This is a genomic window from Bifidobacterium erythrocebi, from assembly GCF_012932675.1.
Lineage (GTDB): Bacteria > Actinomycetota > Actinomycetes > Actinomycetales > Bifidobacteriaceae > Bifidobacterium > Bifidobacterium erythrocebi.
The window spans coordinates 26509-47322 of record NZ_JAAIIF010000007.1 but is presented as its reverse complement, the minus strand read 5'-3'; the positions used below and the strand labels follow the sequence as shown (position 1 = coordinate 47322).

General features: G+C 62.2%; 12 protein-coding genes and 2 pseudogenes. 6 read left to right on the top strand and 8 right to left on the bottom strand.

Annotated features, from left to right (window positions below; translation table 11 throughout):
- Window positions 1-64 precede the first annotated feature (64 nt).
- Together G1C98_RS03430 and G1C98_RS03425 are read left to right on the top strand one after the other, a co-directional pair.
- Complete coding sequence (locus tag G1C98_RS03430; protein WP_169079275.1) at window positions 65-490, top strand: (deoxy)nucleoside triphosphate pyrophosphohydrolase; 426 nt, start codon at window positions 65-67, stop codon at window positions 488-490.
- 21 nt (window positions 491-511) lie between these two features.
- Entirely contained in the window at window positions 512-3664 is a 3153-nt protein-coding gene (locus G1C98_RS03425) for a DUF3427 domain-containing protein (RefSeq protein WP_169079313.1), read from the top strand.
- Between the two features lie 28 nt (window positions 3665-3692).
- Here the strand turns inward: G1C98_RS03425 and G1C98_RS03420 are convergent, their stop codons facing one another.
- On the bottom strand, window positions 3693-4799 hold the full coding sequence (locus G1C98_RS03420; protein ID WP_205831873.1) for a DUF3152 domain-containing protein: 1107 nt from the start codon (window positions 4797-4799) through the stop codon (window positions 3693-3695).
- Between the two features lie 462 nt (window positions 4800-5261).
- On the opposite strand from G1C98_RS03420, the gene G1C98_RS03415 reads away from it, so the two are divergent.
- Window positions 5262-6497 (top strand): DUF6880 family protein, encoded by a 1236-nt coding sequence (locus G1C98_RS03415; RefSeq protein WP_169079273.1) that lies wholly within the window; start codon window positions 5262-5264, stop codon window positions 6495-6497.
- Window positions 6498-6629: 132 nt separating this feature from the next.
- On the opposite strand, the gene G1C98_RS03410 is transcribed toward G1C98_RS03415, so the two are convergent.
- The 3 genes from G1C98_RS03410 to G1C98_RS03400 form a co-directional block, all read right to left on the bottom strand.
- Complete coding sequence (locus G1C98_RS03410; protein ID WP_169079271.1) at window positions 6630-8951, bottom strand: DNA gyrase/topoisomerase IV subunit B; 2322 nt, start codon at window positions 8949-8951, stop codon at window positions 6630-6632.
- 79 nt (window positions 8952-9030) lie between these two features.
- Entirely contained in the window at window positions 9031-10560 is a 1530-nt protein-coding gene (locus G1C98_RS03405) for an RNA polymerase sigma factor (RefSeq protein WP_335341281.1), read from the bottom strand.
- Window positions 10561-10685: 125 nt separating this feature from the next.
- Window positions 10686-11504, bottom strand: coding sequence for a hypothetical protein (locus tag G1C98_RS03400; RefSeq protein WP_169079267.1), 819 nt, complete (start codon window positions 11502-11504; stop codon window positions 10686-10688).
- Window positions 11505-11689: 185 nt separating this feature from the next.
- On the opposite strand from G1C98_RS03400, the gene G1C98_RS03395 reads away from it, so the two are divergent.
- Both G1C98_RS03395 and G1C98_RS03390 read left to right on the top strand, forming a co-directional pair.
- The gene (locus G1C98_RS03395; RefSeq protein ID WP_169079265.1) at window positions 11690-12769 is read left to right on the top strand and encodes a polyprenyl synthetase family protein; all 1080 of its coding nucleotides are present in this window, start codon (window positions 11690-11692) and stop codon (window positions 12767-12769) included.
- Window positions 12770-12826: 57 nt separating this feature from the next.
- Window positions 12827-14968 (top strand): Stk1 family PASTA domain-containing Ser/Thr kinase, encoded by a 2142-nt coding sequence (locus G1C98_RS03390; protein WP_169079263.1) that lies wholly within the window; start codon window positions 12827-12829, stop codon window positions 14966-14968.
- Between the two features lie 141 nt (window positions 14969-15109).
- Here G1C98_RS03390 and G1C98_RS03385 read toward each other — a convergent pair whose 3' ends face one another.
- Window positions 15110-15841, bottom strand: a complete 732-nt coding sequence (locus G1C98_RS03385; RefSeq protein ID WP_169079261.1) for a lysophospholipid acyltransferase family protein — start codon at window positions 15839-15841, stop codon at window positions 15110-15112.
- Window positions 15842-15889: 48 nt separating this feature from the next.
- Between G1C98_RS03385 and G1C98_RS03380 the strand changes: the two genes are divergently transcribed.
- Window positions 15890-16447: a hypothetical protein gene (locus tag G1C98_RS03380; protein ID WP_169079259.1), complete on the top strand. Its 558-nt coding sequence runs from the start codon at window positions 15890-15892 to the stop codon at window positions 16445-16447.
- Window positions 16448-16625: 178 nt separating this feature from the next.
- Here the strand turns inward: G1C98_RS03380 and trpD are convergent, their stop codons facing one another.
- The 3 genes and pseudogenes from trpD to secA all read right to left on the bottom strand — a co-directional run.
- Complete coding sequence (trpD, locus tag G1C98_RS03375) at window positions 16626-17678, bottom strand: anthranilate phosphoribosyltransferase (RefSeq protein WP_169079257.1); 1053 nt, start codon at window positions 17676-17678, stop codon at window positions 16626-16628.
- 246 nt (window positions 17679-17924) lie between these two features.
- Window positions 17925-18116, bottom strand: a pseudogene (locus tag G1C98_RS09560) (SEC-C metal-binding domain-containing protein); the annotation flags it as partial.
- Window positions 18117-18250: 134 nt separating this feature from the next.
- Window positions 18251-20774: pseudogene (secA, locus tag G1C98_RS03370) on the bottom strand (preprotein translocase subunit SecA); the annotation flags it as partial.
- Between the last annotated feature and the right edge of the window lie 40 nt (window positions 20775-20814).

Below are 20814 nucleotides of genomic sequence, written 5' to 3'. Positions count from 1 at the left end.
ACCTGATTCCGGCATTGCTGGTTGTATCCTGGTCCTGATTTCGGCTCACAGGAAGGGGCACGGCATGGCAGACGCCACATGCGGACCAAGGAAGACCATCAATGTCGTCGGAGCGGCGATCGTTCGTGACGGGAAGGTGCTGTGCGCCAGGCGCGGCGAAGGCAGATCGTTGGCCGGTTATTGGGAGTTCCCTGGCGGCAAGATCGAGCCGCATGAGACCGCACGCGAGGCACTGCACCGTGAGATCGAGGAGGAACTGCTGTGCGAGGTCGAGGTTGCCGACGAGGTGTGCACCTCCACCTATGACTATGACTTCGGCTCGGTCATACTCACCACGTTCGTATGTCATCTCATCGATGGCACACCGCATCTGACGGAGCATCGCGAGATCCGCTGGCTCATCCCTGCCGATATGCCGCAGCTGTGCTGGGCGCCGGCCGACCGGAATGCCGTCCGGCTCATCTCCGCCATGGATCTTGCAAGGAAGTGAACCGTCTTGCGATTCGACAACATGCATTCGGACAGCGAACTCGCCCCATCCGATTCCCTGCTTGAGGATGTGACGTCCGGACTTGTGGCAGGCAATGCCGACGCCCCCGGCACCTTCTCCCCTCGTCTCATCTCGAACCAGTACCACGACACCATGGGAACGGCGTTGAGCAACGAGCTGCAATACAGCGATTCCTTCGACATGTCCGTCGCCTTCGTGAGTTCCGAAGCGTTGAAATCGCTGTTCCAGCCGTTTCTGGATCACTGCCGGCACAGCGGCACCAGCAGGCTGATCACCTCCACGAAGAACATGTGGAACAATCCCAAGGCGTTCTGGGAGCTGCTGCGCATCAAGAACGAGGCACATGTGGACGTGCGAATCTGGGAAGGCCATGATCAGAATCCCAATAACAGGGCGTTCCATCCGAAGGGCTATGTCTTCGCGCGTCATATGAGCGACGGCAAACCCTACTTCAATGTGTATGTCGGCAGCTCGAATCTGACTCCCCCGGCCTTGGTGTCGCAGCGGGAATGGAATCTGCGGGTCTCCTCGTCCGAGAACGGCACGCTTATCGGCCAGTTCCGCGATGAGATCTCGTCACAGATCGACGAATCGATCCCGCTCACCGAGGATTGGATCAAACGATACGAAGAGGAATTCAGCAAATACGAGGATGATTTCAGAAAGTCCGCGCCCCCGCGCAAGGAGCTTCTGGAATCCGTCGCCCGGCAAACCATCGAGCCCAATCGCATGCAGCGCGAGGCATTGGCGAATCTTCGCAAGCTTCGCGACAAAGGCGAGCACCGTGCGATTGTGATCTCCGCCACCGGAACCGGCAAGACCTACCTTTCGGCATTCGATGTCAAGCAGTTCCGGCCGAAGCGCATGCTGTACATCGCACACCGCGAGGAGATCCTGATCAAGGCACGCGAATCCTACCGCAAGGTGCTTGGATGCGACGAATCCGAGCTCGGTATTCTTTCCGGCAACAGCAAGCAGGGTGACCGCAAATACGTGTTCGCCATGGTGAATACGCTGTCCAATCCCGAAACGCTGGCCGCCTTCGGCAAGGAGCATTTCGACTACATTCTCATCGATGAGGCGCACCACGTGTCCGCCGAAAGCTACCGGCGTATCGTCGACTATTTCACGCCGGATTTCATGCTCGGTATGACCGCGACGCCGGAACGTACCGACGGGGTGAACATCTTCGAGATGTTCGGATACAACGTCGCGTATGAGATCAGACTCCAGCAGGCGCTGGACGAGGATATGCTCTGCCCATTCCACTATTACGGCATCGCCGAGTATCTGGGAATGGCGGATGGCGACCGGTCGCCCGAGAGCATACAGGTGAACGGCGACCTCACATCCGGGCAGCGCGATCAGCTGACCTACGAGATCGGCCAGCTTGCCGACGCAAGGCGCGTCGATTACATCATCGACCAGCTGCGCAGGTACACGCCTTACGACCAGGATCTGACCGGCCTGGTGTTCTGCAGCCGGCAGGAGGAGGCCGAACGGCTCTCGGACCTGTTCAATGAACGGTATTACGAGCGCGAGGAACGCAATTACCGCACCCGTGCCGTCACCGGCAGGAATTCGGAGGAGGAACGTAGGCAGGCCGTCAAGGACCTTGAAGAGAACCGGCTTGACTACATCTTCACCGTCGACCTGTTCAACGAAGGCTTCGATGTTCCGGCGATCAATCAGATCGTCATGCTGCGCAACACCGAATCCAGCATCGTGTTCACCCAGCAGCTTGGCCGAGGCCTCCGCAAATTCGCGCACAAAAGCAGCGTTACCGTCATCGATTTCATCGGCAATTACGCCAACAACTTCCTCATTCCCATCGCGTTGTACGGCAGGAAGGGCAATCCCCATAAGAACATCGCCGCCCGCAACAGCATCGGCTTCAGTTCCATCAGTTTCGATCCCATCTCCCGCGAACGGATCCTCAATGCCCTCGACACGGCCGACTGGTCCAATATGAAGCAGCTTTCCGAAGAGTACCGGCAAATCCGGTTCCAGATCGGGCGCATCCCCATGCTCACGGACGTCTACGCCCACGACCCGTCGCTACCCGGTACGCTCGCATTGCGACGCAGCAGCAAGAGCGGCGGCATTCTCACCGCCTCGTATCTGGAATTCGTCCGTGCCTGCGAGCGCAGTCTGACCGGCAAGCGCAGCGGCGGTTCGCAGACTTTTGCCGACATGCTTGAGCCGACTTCTCCGGTTGAGGACGGGATACTGAAAATGGCCACGGAACTGCTGTTGCCCGGTATCCGACCGCATGAGCTGGTGGTATTGGACGCTCTCTGCAGGTTCGGCGACGAACGTCTGGACCATCTCATGCATTGGGAACCGGCCCCTTCCATGGATGAGCAGACGCTTCGGCGCTCGATCCGCAGCGAGTTCGCCATGGCCGACGATGCGGATGAGCAGTGGGAGTCCGCGTTGAGGGTGCTGGACTACTCCTATTTCACCAAGCAGAATGCAAGCCGCTTCGGCGGCGTTCCCCTGATCTCCCGGAGCAACGGGCGGATCTCGCTGAGCGAGCCGTTCGTGGATCTGCTGAAAAGCAACGGGACGTTCCGCGTGTTCTTCGCCGACACGTTGCGTACGGGTCTGCTCAATTGCCATGATCTGTTCGGGGATGCGCAGGATCAGCAGCTGGCGTTCGACCACGGTTTCCTCTACGGGCATCGTTATACGCTGACCGACATCGAGCGGCTGTGCGGCTGGCGCAGCGAGGTCAACGGCCAGAACGTCGGCGGTTATCTATGCCACACGGAGACCGGCACGATGCCCATTCTCGTCAAATACGAGGCGAGCCAGTACGAGGACCGGTTCCTCAATACGCAGGAGATGGACTGGTACAGCAAGAACAACCGGCTTCCGACCTCCCCGGAATTCGTATGGCTGCGCAAGGACGCCGGCACCTCGCAGTGGGACGACACGCATTTCGTGCCGCTGTTCGTGATGCGCAAGCAGGAGGAGGCCGATAAGAAGTACTACTATCTCGGGCATGTCGCTTCGGTGTCTCATATGCGTGCCGTGCGCAAGCCCGGAGCCGACGGGACGAGTTCCGTCAATGTGGTGCTCTCGACCCTGCATCTGGCCAAGCCCCTGGACCCGGAGTTCTATAAGTATCTGACCGGGCGTATCGCATAACCGGCGCCGCCTGCGCAGGGGCCTGCGCTCAGTTCTTCCACAGCTCGATGTCGAGCGGCCATTCGTTCACCTTGCATCCGTCGAGGTGCATGGATTGCTCCTGCATGAGCGGTGCCGACTGCCCCGCCCCGGCGCAGGTGTTCTCGTTGTCGTTGTGCCCCAGGGCATGGCCGACCTCATGGTTGATCACCATGGTGCGGTAGCGCGCCAGATCGCCTCCGGCCTTCATCCAGTCGCCGATGCCGTTGTTCCAACGGTCGAGGTTGATGATCACGTTGCCATCCACACGGCAGCTGTATTCGGTGCTGCACCCGGAATCGAACGTCGGCATGTACTTCGCTTCGGAAAGAACCACCGTGAAGTTGCATGCGTCGCCGTCGCCCTTGACGAAGGTGGCTCCGGCGCGCGGCCAGCCGCGCGGGTCGTTGAGCACGCGGTATACGGTGTTGGCGAATCCGTCCAGAGAACCCACATTGCCCTTGCCGGCGATGCAATACGTGTATTGCTTCACGTCCTTGCCGCTGTTCTTCGCGGTCTCGTCCGCCTTGGCCTTGATAGATGCGGATTCGTCGCCACTGATCGACGCGGCGAGCGCATCCAGTTTCTTCTGGGTTTCGTTCTTGGCCTGGTCCTTGGCGGTTTCCTGTGCGGTCGATTTCGCGGCGGCCTTCGTGTCTTTCTTCGCCGCGTTCTTCTTCGCCGTATCCTTCGTATCCGCAGTCGCCTTTTGCCCTGTCTTGCCGGACTGTGCGGTGGCGACCTCGGCGGGTTTGCCGGGCTGGGTGCTGTGGCTTGCATGCACGCACACCCCCACGACGACGGCCACGACCAGCACGACGACCGCTATGCCGGAGAACACGACGACCCGGCGGATGCGGAACACCTGTTGCGCATTCATAGTCGAGGAGGATTTGGGATTGAGCGCATCCGTCACGATCCGCCACCGCTTTCCCATCGTATTGCCAGCCGCGCGCAGCCCCCGTGCGGCGGAGGCGCACAGGCCGCCGATCGCCCGCCCGGCATTCCGCACAGCTTCGCGCAGCACGTCCGCCGAACCCGCATGCGGCGCGTGTTCCAATCGTTGTCCGTTCTTGCCGTCGTTACCGTCGTTGTCGTCGCTATCCTGCAACACCATGTTCCAATCTGTCGCTCTCTCAACCAACACCCCAGTATATGCGCGCCATGAGCATATTGTCGAAGGCGCTTAGCCAAAAGGACAATCCGTGGAAGCCGGCAGGAGACGAAGGTGGACGACCCGGAATGCAAAATTCCCCGGAGCCTTGCGGCTTCCGGGGAATCGAGGGAAAAAGAAGCGGAAAGGGGCCGGCTTCGATCAGGTATTCAGCCAAAGGAGATGAGAGAACTTTGAATTGTCCTGCTCTCCGCCGGTCTCTTTCCCGTCGTGCGATCACTGCGAACCGCATGACTACATAAACTATATTATTCGACATTTCACATTGTTTTGTCGTTTTTGAGGATGATTTGCTCTCAGCGAACCGCATCGTTCCCGATCGATGTGCGAAACCGCACCACGGTGCCATGCCCACGCCATTCGACCAGCGCAGGTTGTAGCCTTGCCAGTGCAGGAAAGGTGACTATGGGAAACATATCTCATGAACACGTCGATGCCCGGCATGAAGTCAAGGAACTCAGCGATTACGTCGACAACGGCTGGCTCAAATCGGGCGAATTCGACGGTCCGACGATTCTATGGAACCAGCTTATCCGCAAGGCCTCGGAACAGGACGCCGAGAACCGCAACGATGCGCCCGTCGCTCCCCTATCCGACGCGGACAACGTCATCAGTATGCCCATGCAGTGGTATTTCGATTCCATCGCCGCCATCGTCCCCACCGCGGAGCGCACCGAAACCGGCGTGGAGATGCCGCGCGCCGACATGCCCACCTTCCATCTCGATTCGCAGGCGCTCAGCGGTGTGGATGCCGTGGTCGGCAACGCCATGGTCAGCACCCGCTGGGTCGACGCCGTGGGCAATCTCGCCAAGGCCTTGGAGATGACCGCGAAATTCGTGGGCAATGTAGCCGATCGGGACAACGAGGGATTCGATTATCTCAAGGACCTGATCCAGAACGTGCGCGTGTATATGGATGCCGTGGCCTGCAACGCCGATCCGATGACGGGCGAACAGGCGCTGCGCATGATCACCACGGTCGCCTGCAGCGACGATTTCCGGCTGAACGCCATGCAGATGGTGGAACTGCTGTCGTGCGGCCTGTCGTTCGCGCAATGGGACGACACCCGCATGTTCGCCTATGACGCGCTGACCAATGCCATAGCCTCGATGGACGATTTCACGAACCGGCCGATGCCGACGGATGAACATGCCGGTGCCGACGATGTGCAGCTCAGCGCCGCCGATCTCGACAATCTCGCCTCGCTTGATCCGTCGCTGCTTACGGAACGGGAACTGGTCGCCACCGCACGCCACCAGTTCGACCACGCCGTGCAGTTCCTGCGCCACGATCTCATGCGCATCAGCGGGGACGCCGATGCCGCCGACGCGTTCCTGCGCGAGCATCACACCACCGAGCCGCTTGCCGACACCTATGCCGCACGTCTCATCGCCGCCGGTCGCTGGAACGACCTCATCGACTTCATCGATCTGGTGGAGCGCGACAATCCGAACCAGACCATGGTGATGTTCCCCGAAGATGTCGTGCCCTACGAATGGGAGACGTTGCGCGAAGCGGCATTGGAGGCCCTGGGCCGCGGCGACGAGTTGGCGGCGATGTATCGCAAGCGCCTGGAGGACGGCTACGATCCGAACACCGAGCTCAACCAATACAAGCTCGATCTGTGGCTGAACCGCTAATCAGGCAATACAGGCAAGCACGCCGAAGGGCCGTCCGGGAATTCCCGAGCGGCCCTTCGCTTTCGTTCGCCGCATGCGCAGGCGATCGCGGTCACGGACGCGACGCGACGCGGGCATGCGGCGGAATGCAGATCAGGTGTCGATCTTGGAGCGGTCGAAGTCGTCGGCATTCTCGACGATGAACGCCTTGCGCGGCGGCACGTCGTCGCCCATCAGCAGGCTGAAGATCTCGCTGGCCTGCTCGGCGTCTTCCATGCGGATGCGGCGCAGCATACGCGTGCGCGGGTCCATGGTGGTGTCCGCCAACTGGTCGGCATCCATCTCGCCCAGACCCTTGTAACGCTGGATATCGTCGTTGTAGCCGATGTGCTTGCGGTCGAGTTCGGCGAGTTTGCCGGCGAGCTCGTCATCGGAATACGTGTAGATGAACTCGCCCTTGTGCGAGCCGGTCAACGCGATGCGATGCAGCGGCGGCACGGCCGCGTACACGTATCCGTTTTCGATCAGCGGGCGCATATACCGATAGAACAGGGTGAGCAGCAGGATGCGGATGTGCGCGCCGTCCACATCGGCATCGGTCATCATGATGATCTTGTGGTAGCGCGACTGCTCGATGTCGAAGCTCTGACCCGAGCCGGCGCCCACCACCTGGATGATGGCGGCGCATTCCTTGTTCGACAGCATCTGCGTGATCGAGGCCTTCTGCACGTTCAGGATCTTGCCTCGGATCGGCAGCAACGCCTGGAACCCGGCGTTGCGCGCGGCCTTGGCGGTGCCGAGTGCGGAATCGCCCTCCACGATGAACAGTTCGGCCACATCGTCGTTACCCGGCTGGCAGTCGGACAGCTTGGCCGGCATGGACGCGGATTCCAGCGCGTTCTTGCGGCGCGTCACCTCCTTGGCCTTGCGCGACTGCACGCGGGCGTGCATCTCGCCGACGATCTTCTCCAGCACGCGGTTGGATTGCTCCTTGTAGCCGCGCTTGGAACCGGTAATCATCTCGCCGAACTGCTTGTCGGTCATGCGCGTGACGATCGGCTTGACCTGCGCGGTACCGAGTACGTCCTTCGTCTGCCCCTGGAACTGCGGTTCGGCGATGCGCACCGTGACCACGGCCACCAGGCCCGCCATGATGTCGTCGCGCTCCACCTTCATGTTGGAATCCTTGAGATTCACCTTGAGCTTGCGCGCGTTCGCCTCGACGGTCTTGCGCACCTGACGGGTGATGGAGTTCATCAGACCGTCCACATGCATGCCGCCGCCCGGCGTCTCGATGATGTTGACGAAGCTGCGCATCACCGTGTCGTAGCCGTTCACCCAACGCAACGCGATGTCCACGCCGCAGGTGCGGGTGATCTTCTCCGCATGCAGCTCGCCGTTCTTGCCGACGGCCTGGGTCTCCTCCTCATAGGTGCCCTCGCCCTGGATGCGCCAGATATCGCTGACCGGCTCGCCCTTGGACAGGTAGTCGACGAAGTCCTTGACGCCTCCGTTGTGCAGGAACTCGGCCACGCGCGGGTGATCGACCTGCTTGCCGAACGCGCCGTCAGAAATGATCTCGGCCTCGTTGAGCGCAAGATCCTCGTCGCCCTGTTCGCCCTGCGCCGCCTGCGCTGCCGGACCGGCGGACTCGTCGTGCTCCGCAGCCGGGGATTCGGCAGCGCTGCTCGTCTCGGAGCCATCGGATTCGGCCTGCGCCTGCGCGCCCTGATCGGCAGCAGGCTCGGCCGGTTCCAGATACTCGGGAATGTTCTCGTCGATGACGGTGATCTTCAGCCCCGGCACCAGGAAGCTGGTCTGGCGCACGCGATCGACCAGCTGTTCGTATGAGAATTCGGCGGTCTTGTTGAAGATCTCTGGGTCGGCCCAGTAGCGGATGCGCGTGCCGGTCCTCTTCGGCGGCACCTTGCCGATGATGTCGAGCTCGGTGGGCCTGTTCTTGCGGGTGCGCTTGAACGGAGCGTCCGGCGTGGGGTTCGCCGGGTCGGCGTCGGTGTAGACGCCGGGATGGCCCTGATGGAAGGCCATGTGGTAGGTCTTGCCATCGCGATCGACCTCCACGTCAAGACGCGAGCTCAAGGCGTTGACCACCGACGAGCCGACGCCGTGCAGACCGCCCACCGCGTTGTACGAGGAGTTGCCGAACTTTGCGCCGGCATGCAGCTTGGTCAGCACGACCTCGACACCGGAAAGCTTGGTCTTGGGCTCCTTGTCGACCGGAATGCCTCGGCCGTTGTCGGCCACGGTGATCGATCCGTCCGTATGCAGAGTGACGACGATGGCATTGCAGAATCCCGCCAGCGCCTCATCCACGGAATTATCGATAATCTCCCACAGGCAGTGCATCAACCCCTGCGAATCGGTGGTGCCGATATACATGCCCGGGCGCTTGCGCACCGCGTCAAGTCCTTCAAGAACGGCGAGATCCTTCGCGCCGTAATCCTCTTTAGCCATGTGCCTCTTCCACTTGATTTCCGTATCCATGCCACGACAAAAAGCTTCCCCAAGGCTCGGCCCCGGGGAAGCAATGTCGTCACTGATCGAGGAAGTCGCGCAGCGTCTGCGAACGAGACGGGTGGCGCAGCTTCGACATGGTCTTCGATTCGATCTGGCGGATACGCTCACGCGTCACGCCGTACACGCGGCCGATGTCGTCCAGCGTCTTCGGCTGGCCGTCCTCCAGGCCGTAACGCATCTTGATCACGCCGGATTCACGCGGGGACAGCGTCTCAAGCACCTGCTTGAACTGGTCCTGCAGCAGCGAGAAGGCCACGGCGTCGGACGGTGCGATGGCGTCGGTATCCTCGATCAGATCGCCGAACTCGGAATCGCCGTCCTCGCCAAGCGGGGTGTGCAGCGAGATCGGCTCACGACCGTACTTCTGCACCTCCTGCACCTTCTCGACCGGCATATCCAGCTCGCGCGCCAGCTCGTCGGGCGTGGGTTCGCGGCCAAGATCCTGCAGCATCTGGCGCTGCACACGCGACAGCTTGTTGATGACCTCGACCATGTGCACGGGCACGCGGATGGTGCGGGCCTGATCGGCCATGGCTCGGGTGATGGCCTGGCGGATCCACCACGTGGCGTAGGTGGAGAACTTGAAGCCCTTCTTCCAGTCGAACTTCTCGACGGCGCGGATCAGGCCCAGATTGCCTTCCTGGATCAGATCGAGGAACAGCATGCCACGGCCCGTGTAACGCTTGGCCAGCGACACGACCAGTCGAAGATTGGCCTCCAGCAGGTGGTCCTTGGCCTTCTTGCCGTCGTTGGCGGCCCACTTGAGCTCGCGCTTGCGCTTGAAGTCCATCGTGTCGCCTTCGGTGTCCAGCAGATGCTGGGCGTACAGGCCGGCCTCGATGCGTTCGGACAGGTCGACCTCCTGTTCGGCGTTCAGCAGGCTGACGCGGCCGATCTGCTTAAGGTAGTCCTTCACCGGATCGGCGGTGGCGCCGGCGGTGACGACACGACGCTTCGGATTGCCGATCTTGCCGCGGCGTCGACGGGGCTTCACCTCCTCGTCGTCGTCATCGTCATCGCTGACGACGAACGCGCCCTTCTGCTTGCTGATGTCCGGAGCGTCGGACTTGTCGTCCTCATCCTCGTCGTCATCATCATCTTCGTCGTCATCGTCGTAATCGTCGTCGTCATCGTCGGTGTCGTCGGAATCGCCGTCGATGCCGTCGAGATCGTCCACATCATCGACGTCGAGATCGTCCTTCGTCTCGTCCAGATCGGCCTCGTCACCGAATTCGTCAACGTCCTCGAGCTCGTCCTCGGCCTTCTTCTTGGACCGGGAGCCCTTCGCGTTCTTCGTGCTCTTGGTGGCGGCGGACTTCTTCTTGACGGTGCCGGTCTCTTCGCCGGACTTGGTGGTTTTCCTAGCCGTGGTCTTCCTGGTCGTGGTCTTCTTGGCCGCGGCAGTCTTGCGCGTGGCACTGGCTTTTTTGGCGGAAACGGCCTTGGCCTCGTCCTGTACCTGTTCGGTGTTCTCAGCGGCCGCTGTGCTCTTGGTAGCCAAACTATCCCTCCTCGCGGAATGCTTACCCCGCCTCGTATACCATATGGGCACACTTCTGGCAAGGGCAAATCGTCAACTATGTGAGTTAACCACTTGATAGGGACGATTATTCCCGAATATGCCGGGCAAGCCGCGATTCCGGTCGAATCATGCCTACGCGCCACTGCCCGTCAGCCGTCGCAGCACGCCGGATACAATCCGTTCCTCACCGATTTCAGCACGATCGCGGCAAGCGAACATTCCTCGTCGATGGACAGGCAGCTGAGCGCATAGGTTTCGGCCCTGCCATCCCCGATCCACCACAATATATAGGAGATGATCGCCAGCGGCTGGACCTTCATCCGTTCGGGCATCACCTTGGCCATGGCGGCGAGCATGAGCACCGCCGTGCGGCATCTGGCACGGTCGGGGCCGTCCCGATCGTCGAATTCGGCGGACAGCGCCTTGTGCACGGCGGCCGCCACGCGTCTGTCATGCGGCGTGCGCACGATATCCATCAGCATCCGCGGGTCGCGCATGGTGGCATCGCCCACCACCGAAAGGATCAGGGCGTCGCGCATCGAGAGCACCTCGTTGATGCCGACCGCCAACGGGAGCATCGCCCCGTCAAGATCGATCATCCCCCGGTCGAGCCTGTCCAGCCACACGTGCAGCGGCTTCTCCATCCAATCGCCGTCCGCACGCCCTGGGCCGTTTCGAAGCCTCTCACGATGCAGCCTCTCGCGCAGGTCGTCGGCGACATGCCCGCAGACGGGCTCCAGCGAGTCGAAGAACTCCTCGCATGCCGCGGGATCGGCCGACGCCACACTCCCCCGATCCGCACTCCTTTTATCCGCACCGTGGGCATGCCGCCGGCCAGCATTTCCCTCGTTCTCGGCCGCGCTTCCGGCCACGTTCCCGGCAACGCGGCCGGTACCGCATGCCCCGCGCTTATCGCCCGTACCCACATGCGCCTTGCAGATTGCCGATTCCATATGATCCGCCGTCATGTCATCCTCCTCGATGTGTTCCGTCGCCGCCGTCTTCCGTGGCGGTGTGCAAACAGTATGGCCTGTGCAGGCCCTGGAACGCACGCCCGTCAGGGGATTGTGGTCGACACGCCACGAGCCCTTGGAAATACTGGAAAACCATCAGGGGCCGCCATTCGTAGCACGCTGAGGATACCGTAGAAGGCATGTGCAACACTGACGCCGATCGTTCGAATATCGAGTCCCGCATCGTCTCCCTGGTAGGTACATGGTCCGCCATGCCCCAAGAAGCCCCGATGCCCGATGCCTGCCGCCACATCATGGAAGCGGTCACGCGGCAGGCGATATCCAGCAGCGAAGGGGGCAAACGCCTTCGCGCGCTGCTGGTGCTCGCCGCCTATGACGCCTTCGGCGGTGCCGGCGATGCCCGTGACGCTATGCTCGACGTGGCCTGCGCCTTGGAGGTCTTCCAGACCGCCGCGCTGGTGCATGACGACATCATCGACGATTCCGATCTGCGCCGCGGCAAGCCCAGTGCGCACCGCGCATTGGAGCAGAGTACGGGAAGCGCCGCCATCGGCCGGGGGCTGGGCCTTATGCTGGGCGACCTGCTGGCCACGGTGTGCATCGACATCGCCGACGAGGCCGCAGCGCGACTGCCCCGTGCCGCGGCGATGACCTCCGCGTTCCTGAACATGCAGCGCGAGGTCGAGATCGGCCAGATCCTGGATCTTGCCGTGGAACAGGCCCCCCTGCAGGACGCCGAGGCGCTGGCCGACGCCTCATTGAACGTGTTCCGCTGGAAGACCGCCAGCTACACCACCATCGCCCCCATCGAGCTGGCACTGCTGGGCTGCGGTCTGGCCCCGCAGCAGGCCCGCGAGCAGGCGATGGCCATCGGCCGGCCCCTTGGCCTTGCGTTCCAGCTTGAAGATGATCTCATCGACGTGATCGGTTCGAGCCGTACCACCGGAAAACCCGTCGGCGGCGACATCCGAGAGGGCAAGCGGACCGTGCTGCTGGCCGACGCCATCGCCTCCGCCGCCCCGGCAGAACAGCGCGAGCTGATCGGTATGTTCGAGGCCGACTCGCGCAGCGAATCGGATGTGAGCCGGGCCATCGAGCTGTTCGTATCCACCGGTGCCGTGGAACGGTCCCGCCGGCGCATCGAGGCATTGTGGAACGAGGCGGCGCAGGCCGTTCGCGACTGCGGCCTTGGGAAGAGCCGCGAAACGGATCTTCTTACGGCGTGCGCACGCTTCGTCCCGGACATCACCAGAAGCTAAACTATTGGCAGAACCGACGTACGGACTCTTTTCATATCAAGGATTTGACGATAAGCCATGAGCGAAGACGCATCATCCCAAGGCCAACTGATCGACGGCCGCTACCGTGTCGTGCGCGAAATCGCGCAGGGCGGCATGGCGACGGTGTACGAGGCGACCGACGAACGGCTCAATCGCACCGTCGCGCTGAAAGTGATGCACACGCAGCTGGCGCAGGGCGCGCACCGCGAGCAGTTCATCGAACGATTCCGCAGGGAGGCGCAGTCGGCGGCGCAGATCGCCAACCCCCACATCGTCCAGGTGTACGATACCGGCGAGTTCAACGGGCTCGCCTATCTGGTGATGGAATACGTGCATGGCGTGAACCTGCGCTATGAGATGAACCAGCAGGGCACGTTCACCGTGCGCGAAACACTGCGCATCATCGGAGAGATCCTCGACGGGCTCGCCTCGGCGCATCAGGCGAACGTGGTGCATCGCGACATCAAACCCGAGAACATCATGCTCAACGACCGCGGCCGTGTGCAGATCACCGACTTCGGCCTGGCCAAGGTCGCCTCGGCGGCCACGCTTTCCTCCACGGGCATGCTGCTGGGCACTGCCGCCTATCTGCCTCCCGAGACCATCGAACGCAACGAGGCGACGCCACAGGGCGACCTGTATGCCGTGGGGATCATGGCATGGGAGATGCTGACCGGTTCGGTGCCGTTCATCTCCGAGAATCCGGTGACGCTGGTGTTCAAGCATGTCCATGAGGACGTACCGTCCGTGGCGTCCCAATGCCCGGGCATCGATGCGGAGGTATCCCGTTTCATCGAACATCTCACGCAACGCTCCATGGAGGCACGGCCCGCCGATGCCGGCACGGCATTGCGCGAACTGCAGCAGCTCTGCGCCACTTTGGATCAGGATGCATGGATGTATCGCAAGCCCGCCACGGCGTCCGGCAACGCTCCTGTCATCCCTGCTCCCCCGGCACCTCCTGTGACGGCAGGTTCCACGCCGGGGACAGCCGATGCGGCATCGGCCAAAACGGCACCTATGCGCCCGGGCACCCCGAATAGCACGGTTCCCATCAATGCCGGCGCCACGCAGGTGATGGGCGCACCCGGGCACGACGCCGCCGCGGCGTCCGAGACGAACGCCACCACGGCGTTGCCGGCGGACGGCGCTCCCGCCGCAGGCAACGGCAAATCCTCCGCATCGGCGAAGCGCGGGAAAAAGGCGCTTATCATCGCCGTCGCCGCACTGATCGCCGCCGTGGCGTGCGCCGCCGGCGCCTGGTGGTATTTCATGGGTCCGGGAAGCTACTGGAAGATTCCCCAGCCCGCCGATGTGACCTGCAAGGCGGATTCCGCCTGTTCCCTGGAAGGCGCTTCCTGGAAGAAGTATGAGCGTTCGTTGAAGGATGCCGGCATCCCCTATGGCGTCACGCGCGAATACAGCGATACCGTCGACGAGGGGCATGTGGTCTCGGCGAACGTCAACGGCTCGCCCGTCGCGGTAGACAGCCATGTCAGCATGCGTCAGAATCTGAAGGTGAACGTCGTCGTCTCCAAGGGCATCCGCATGGCGACCATCCCCAGCGACATCCTCGACACGACCAGCGCCAACGGCAAGAGCCCCTTGGAAGCCTTGAAACAGGCCGGATTCACCAACATCAAGCATGATGCCGCCAAGGACGAGTATTCGCTGACCGCCCCCGAAGGCTCGGCACTGTCAATCACACCGGAACCCGGCACCACGCTCAGGCATGGTGCACGAGTGACGGTCTCGCTGAGCAAGGGCCCGATGCCGGTGACCATGCCGGATATCGTCGGACGTTCGAAGGACGAGGCCGCACGTACGCTCGACGATCTGAGGCTGAAGGCGACGTTCACCGAGGAATTCAGCGATACCGTCGCCGCCGGTAATGTGATCTCCACGTCCGTGGACAAGGACACGCAGCTGCGTTGGGGCGATGCTGTGGAAGTGGTGATCTCCAAGGGCCCCGAGACCGTGACCATACCGAACGTGGTAGGCAAGACCTACGACGAGGCGAGCAAGATGCTCAAGGCGTTGGGCCTTGACGTGAAGAAGTCGGCCCCGTTGGGCGACCTGACGCATGTGGTGCGCCTGCAAAACCCCGACGCCGGCGATCAGGTACGTGTACGCGACGGGGACGGCAATCCGACCGTGATAACGCTGACCGTCGTGTGACGGTTCGTTGCGTTCCGGCACTGCCGGATGCCATATACGCGTTGAGGGCTGGCAGACCATGACGTCTGCCAGCCCTCAACATAGTGATATACCGTTTATCCGGCCGGAACTGCGGAACCGCGCAATCGGTTCTGCAATACGCTACTTCGCTTCCTCGGCCTGCTCGGCTTTGCCTTCGGCCTCCGCCTTGGCGGCCTCTTCCTTCATACGGGCCTTGACCTTCTGCGCGTACTCGTCGACGTACTCCTGACCGCTCATCTTCTGGATCGCCTTGCTGACGGCATCGGTCAGCGAGCGCAGATCCTCGTGCGTGATCTCGTCCGCGGCCTTCTTATGCACTTCGATCGGCTTGCCGTACAGCACCTGGGTCTTGCCTTTCTTGGGGATGACCGTGCCTACTGGCTGAAGCTTGTCCGAGCCGATGATCGCGACGGGCACGATTGGGCAACCGGTTTCCAATGCGAGCTTCGCGGCACCGGTATGCCCCTTGTACAGGCGTCCGTCGGGGCTGCGCGTGCCTTCGATGTGAATGCCGAACAGGTGACCGTCCTCGATGATCTCGCGTGCGTGTTCGAGCGCGCCGAGGGATTTGCTGCCGCCGGAACGGTCCACGGGGAACACGCCCACCGAGGTGAACCACCACTTCTTGAACTTGCCCTTGAGGCCCTTGCCTTCGAAGTATTCGGCCTTGCCCATGAAGTGCACCATGCGCGGGCAGGTGATCGGGATCAGGGCGTCGTCGATGACGGCCAGATGATTCGCCGCGATGATCGCGCCGCCTTCACGCGGAACGTTCTCCAGACCGGTGACGGCCGGGCCAAGGCGATGGCGGGCGATGAAACCGAACCCGTTGACGAAAAACCAATACAGCACCTGGCATTCCTTTCCACTCAATGCTCACCGTGGTTTACAGTGGTACATATGACTGACCTTAACAATACCAACGCGGGTGACGAGCGGTCACAGCACACGCCGGATGGCGAGACCGGCTCGGGAGATCTGGATGCCGCCTGGGCGGCGTTCGAGGCCGAGCATCAGGATGATCTAAACGATGTGGCCGAATCGCGCAATGCGAAGCGTTTCGAGAAGCATGCCCAGCGCAAGGAGAAGGAGGCTCTGCTCAGTGTCGACGATCTGACCGCGGATTCCTTCGCAAAGACCGGGGCCACGCATGGTCCGCGCGATTTCACCGGTTCCAGCTGGCTGGACACCGATGACGTGATGGATCGGTACGGCGATGATTTCGTGCCGCCGAATCCGAAGATCGGACCGGTGAAGAAGTCGAAGGCGGTGTTCTGGATTCTGCTGATTGTGGGCGTGGCTGGTGTCATCGCCTCGGTGTTCCTGCCCTCGTCGACCGGCATCATCGGCACCGTGTGCGGCGTATGCGTGCTGCTGGGTGCTGTCGGGCTGATCGCCCAGCATAAGGGGCATAGCGAGACACGCACCGACTATTTCGATGACGGTGCGCGCGTGTAGGTAGCGCACTCATCAAACCCGTTGTGCACGTGTCCCTGCCGTGGCACGTGCTGGGCAAACGAATAGGCTTGGGGCCGTCTCCATCGTAAGAGACGGTTCCAAGCCTATTTCCGTATCATCCCCGTTTATACGCTGCGCGCCCCGTACAGTACGAAAACGCACAGACGCTTGGATCAGATCAGGCCTTGGCTGCCTGTGCCGTGGCGATCCACTTGTCCAGCAGGGCTTCGGCCTTGCCCGAGTCCACGGTCTGCTCCGCAATGGCGTAGGCGGCCTTGAAACGCTCGGTGAGCGTACCATCCGCAGGCACCTGGTGGCCGTCCGCGACGATGGCGGATGCGGCGTTCAGCAACGCCGTGGAGCGGAAGGGAACGCTCTTGCCGGCGAGAAGGTCGCGCATGGCCTGGGCGTTGACCGCGGGCTTGCCGCCCTTCAGATCCTCGACAGTGACCTTGGCGAGGCCGAGTTCCACGGTCGGGTCGAATTCGGTTTCGCTGACCTTGCCGTCCTTGAATTCCCACACGGAGATCGGGCCGGTCGGCGCCATCTCGTCCAGACCCTCATTGGAGGTGTACACCATGCCGGTCTGCCCGTTGGCGGCGTAGACGGCGGCCATGATGGGGCTCATCGCTCTGTTGGCGCAGCCGATGGCCATATGCTTCGGGTTTGCGGGGTTGGTGAGCGGGCCGAGCACGTTGAACACACAGGGCACGCCCAGTGCCGCACGGATCGGGCCCACATACCGCATGGCGGGGTGGAAGACGCGTGCGAAGGCGAAGGCGATGCCGCATTCGTTGCCGACCTTCGCCACCTGTTCCGGGGTCAGGTCGAGCGGCAGACCAAGCTCCTCGAAGCAATCGGCGGTACCGCATTCGCTCGACGCCGCACGGTTACCGTGCTTGACGACCTTGACGCCGGCCGCTGCCGCGATCACCGCGCCCATGGACGACAGGTTCACGGTCGAGGCGCCATCACCGCCGGTGCCGACGATATCGGTGGTTTCGCCTTCGATATCCAGCGGGATGGCATGGGAGACCATGGCCTTGGCCGCGCCACGCACCTCGTCGGCGGTGAGCCCCAGCTGCTGCTGGGTGGTGAGCACCGCGCCCACGGCGGCCGGATTGGCGTTGCCGTTCATGAGGTCATCAACGAACCACTCGGATTCCTCTGCGCTCAGATGGTCCCCTCCGACCAGCTTGGTGAGGATCGACTTCCATGTGATTTCGGCCATGATGCCCTCCTTGACGCGATGCCGCGTCTGTTGATTGATTTGTCGCTTTATTGTAATGATTTCTTATTTCCATACCAGCGAACGTCCGTATCACGATATCCGGCCGGCCCCGGTGTCATCGGCGAGACGCGACGAACCGACGATCCAGGGCACAACGCAAAAGCCGCCCCACCCCTGTTGCGGGGTGGGACGGCTCCATACGTCGTTCAGCTGCGCCACATCATGGCGTCAGCCTCGTGGCATGGCTCACTGCTCGTTCTGACCGTGGCACATCTTGTACTTGCGACCGGAACCGCAGGGGCACGGAGCGTTCTTGCCGGTGCCGGGGAACGTGCGTCCGTCGGCCCACGGAGTCTTCAGCTCCTCGCTCTTCGGCTGCTTGCTGGCCGGAACCTTGCCTTCGGCGTGGCTGACCGGTGCCGGGCCGACGATGACCGGGTTGCCGTCCTCGTCGCGGGTGACCTCATCGCCGTCCTCGTCGGGGCCTTCGTCCTCGGTGCCGGCGGAGGCGGAGGACGCGATGCCGAGCTCAGCCTGGGTGGCGTTCACCGCGGCGTCCTCATCGGCTTCGGAGTCGAGATCCTCGGTTTCGGCGACCTGCTGGATGTCCACGTGGAAGAGCAGCTGCACGGTCTCCTCCTTGATCGCCTCGATCATGGAGTTGTACATCTGGTAGCCTTCGCGCTGGTATTCGACCAGCGGATCGCGCTGGCCCATGCCGCGCAGGCCGATGCCGTCCTTGAGGTAGTCCATCTCGTACAGGTGCTCACGCCACTTGCGGTCGAGCACGGCGAGCACCACACGGCGTTCGAGCTGACGCAGGCCTTCGCCGCCCAGCTTGTCTTCGAAGCCGGCGTATGCGGCCTTGGCGTCGGCGACGATCACGTCGCGCACGGCTTCGGCTGCCTTCTCGCCCTTCTTGCCTTCGGCGGCCTTCTTGGCCTCGTCGATGGTCACGTCGGTCGGGATCACGCTGTTCAGCGCCTTGAACAGGCCTTCCCAATCCCAGTCGGCAGGCTTGTCGGAACCGTTGTTCGCGCCCTTGACGTAGCTCATCACGGTGTCGGAGATGAACCGCAGGATGTCCTCGTGGATATCCTCGCCCTTGAGCACGGCCTGACGCTCGGCGTAGATGACGGTGCGCTGCTTGTTCATCACATCGTCGTACTTAAGCACGTTCTTACGAATCTCGAAGTTCTGCGACTCACGCGCCTTCTGTGCGGTGCGCACGCCCTTCGATACGCTCTTGGCGGCGATCGGCTCGCCCTCCGGCAGGCCCTTGGCCATGACGCGGGCGACGAGCTGGGTGTTGAACAGACGCATCAGATCGTCTTCGAGGGACAGGTAGAAACGGGATTCGCCCGGATCACCCTGACGGCCGGAACGACCACGCAGCTGGTTGTCGATACGGCGGGATTCGTGACGTTCGGTGCCGAGCACATACAGGCCGCCCAGGTCGACGACCTCCTGATGCTCGTCCTTGACCTGCTCCTTGATCTCGGCCAGCACGCCCGGCCAACGCTTCTCGTACTCGTCCGGGGTGTCCTCCGGGGAGTAGCCGTCGGCCTTGAGCTTGGCGTCGGCAAGGAACTCGACGTTGCCGCCGAGCATGATATCGGTACCACGGCCGGCCATGTTGGTGGCCACGGTGACGGCGCCCTTGCGGCCTGCGACGGCCACGACAGCGGCTTCCTTGTCGTGCTGCTTCGCGTTGAGCACCTGATGCGGGATCTTGGCCACATCGAGCAGCGTGGACACGACCTCGGAGCTTTCGACGCTCGCGGTGCCGAGCAGCACCGGCTGACCCGCGGCATGGCGCTTGGCCACGTCCTTGACGATGGCGGCCAGCTTCTCCTTCTTGGTGCGGAAGATGAGATCCTCCTGGTCGATGCGCTGCATCGGCTTGTTGGTCGGGATCGGCAGCACGCCCAGCTTGTAAGTGCTCATGAACTCGGCCGCCTCGGTTTCAGCGGTACCGGTCATGCCCGCGAGCTTGTCGTACATACGGAAGTAGTTCTGCAGGGTGATGGTGGCGAAGGTCTGGTTCTCGGGCTTGACCTCCACGCCTTCCTTCGCCTCGATGGCCTGGTGCAGGCCCTCGTTGTAGCGGCGGCCGGGCAGCACACGGCCGGTGTGCTCGTCGACGATCAGCACCTCGCCGTGCGTGACAACGTAGTCACGGTCACGCAGGAAAAGCTCCTTCGCCTTGATGGCGTTGTTCAGATAACCGATCAGGGCGGTGTTGTTCGGCTCGTACAGGTTGTCGATGCCCAGGAAGTCCTCGACCTTGGTGATGCCCGGATCGAGAATGCCGACGACCTTCTTCTTCTCGTCGACCTCGTAGTCCTCGTCGCGGGTCAGCTTGACGACCAGCTTGGCGAACTCGCGGTACCAGCGGGTGACGTCGCCTTCGGCAGGGCCGGAGATGATAAGCGGGGTACGCGCCTCATCGATAAGAATGGAATCGACCTCATCGACGATGGCGTAATGATGCCCGCGCTGCACCAGATCGGCCTTCTCCCATGCCATGTTGTCGCGCAGGTAATCGAAGCCGAACTCGTTGTTGGTGCCATAGGTGATGTCCGCGTTGTACTGCTTGCGGCGCTCCGGCGGCTTCTGATCGGTGATGATGCAGCCCACGCTCATGCCCAGGAAACGGTAGATGCGGCCCATGATCTCGCTCTGGTAGCTGGCCAGGTAGTCGTTCACGGTGACCACGTGCACGCCCTTGCCTTCCAAAGCGTTCAGATAGCTCGGCAGGGTGGCGACCAAGGTCTTGCCTTCACCTGTCTTCATTTCGGCGATGTTTCCCCAATGCAGGGCCGCACCGCCCATAAGCTGCACATCGAAATGACGCTGTCCGAGAACACGCTTGGAAGCCTCGCGCACTGTTGCGAATGCTTCGGGCATCAGTTCATCAAGGCTCTTGCCATTCTCCAGCTGCTGCTTGAACTTAGCAGTCTGGCCTTTGAGTTCCTCGTCCGAAAGCGCTGAGATCTCATCTTCGAGAGCGTTCACGGCCTTGGCGACACCCTCAAGCTTCTTGATCTGACGGCCTTCGCCCATGCGCAGTGCCTTATCGACAATATCTACCACGTTCTGCTCCTGTGTCGGTCGCGATAATAAGTACCCGTGA

Bases quoted from the DNA above. Each gene is read 5' to 3' on its own strand.
- G1C98_RS03425 (WP_169079313.1), top strand. From the start codon at position 512: ATGCATTCGGACAGCGAACTCGCCCCATCCGATTCCCTGCTTGAGGAT.
- G1C98_RS03395 (WP_169079265.1), top strand. From the start codon at position 11,690: ATGTGCAACACTGACGCCGATCGTTCGAATATCGAGTCCCGCATCGTC.
- G1C98_RS03420 (WP_205831873.1), bottom strand. From the start codon at position 4,799: ATGGTGTTGCAGGATAGCGACGACAACGACGGTAACGACGGCAAGAAC.
- trpD (WP_169079257.1), bottom strand. From the start codon at position 17,678: ATGGCCGAAATCACATGGAAGTCGATCCTCACCAAGCTGGTCGGAGGG.
- G1C98_RS03410 (WP_169079271.1), bottom strand. From the start codon at position 8,951: ATGGCTAAAGAGGATTACGGCGCGAAGGATCTCGCCGTTCTTGAAGGA.
- G1C98_RS03415 (WP_169079273.1), top strand. From the start codon at position 5,262: ATGGGAAACATATCTCATGAACACGTCGATGCCCGGCATGAAGTCAAG.
- G1C98_RS03380 (WP_169079259.1), top strand. From the start codon at position 15,890: ATGACTGACCTTAACAATACCAACGCGGGTGACGAGCGGTCACAGCAC.
- G1C98_RS03390 (WP_169079263.1), top strand. From the start codon at position 12,827: ATGAGCGAAGACGCATCATCCCAAGGCCAACTGATCGACGGCCGCTAC.
- G1C98_RS03400 (WP_169079267.1), bottom strand. From the start codon at position 11,504: ATGACGGCGGATCATATGGAATCGGCAATCTGCAAGGCGCATGTGGGT.
- G1C98_RS03430 (WP_169079275.1), top strand. From the start codon at position 65: ATGGCAGACGCCACATGCGGACCAAGGAAGACCATCAATGTCGTCGGA.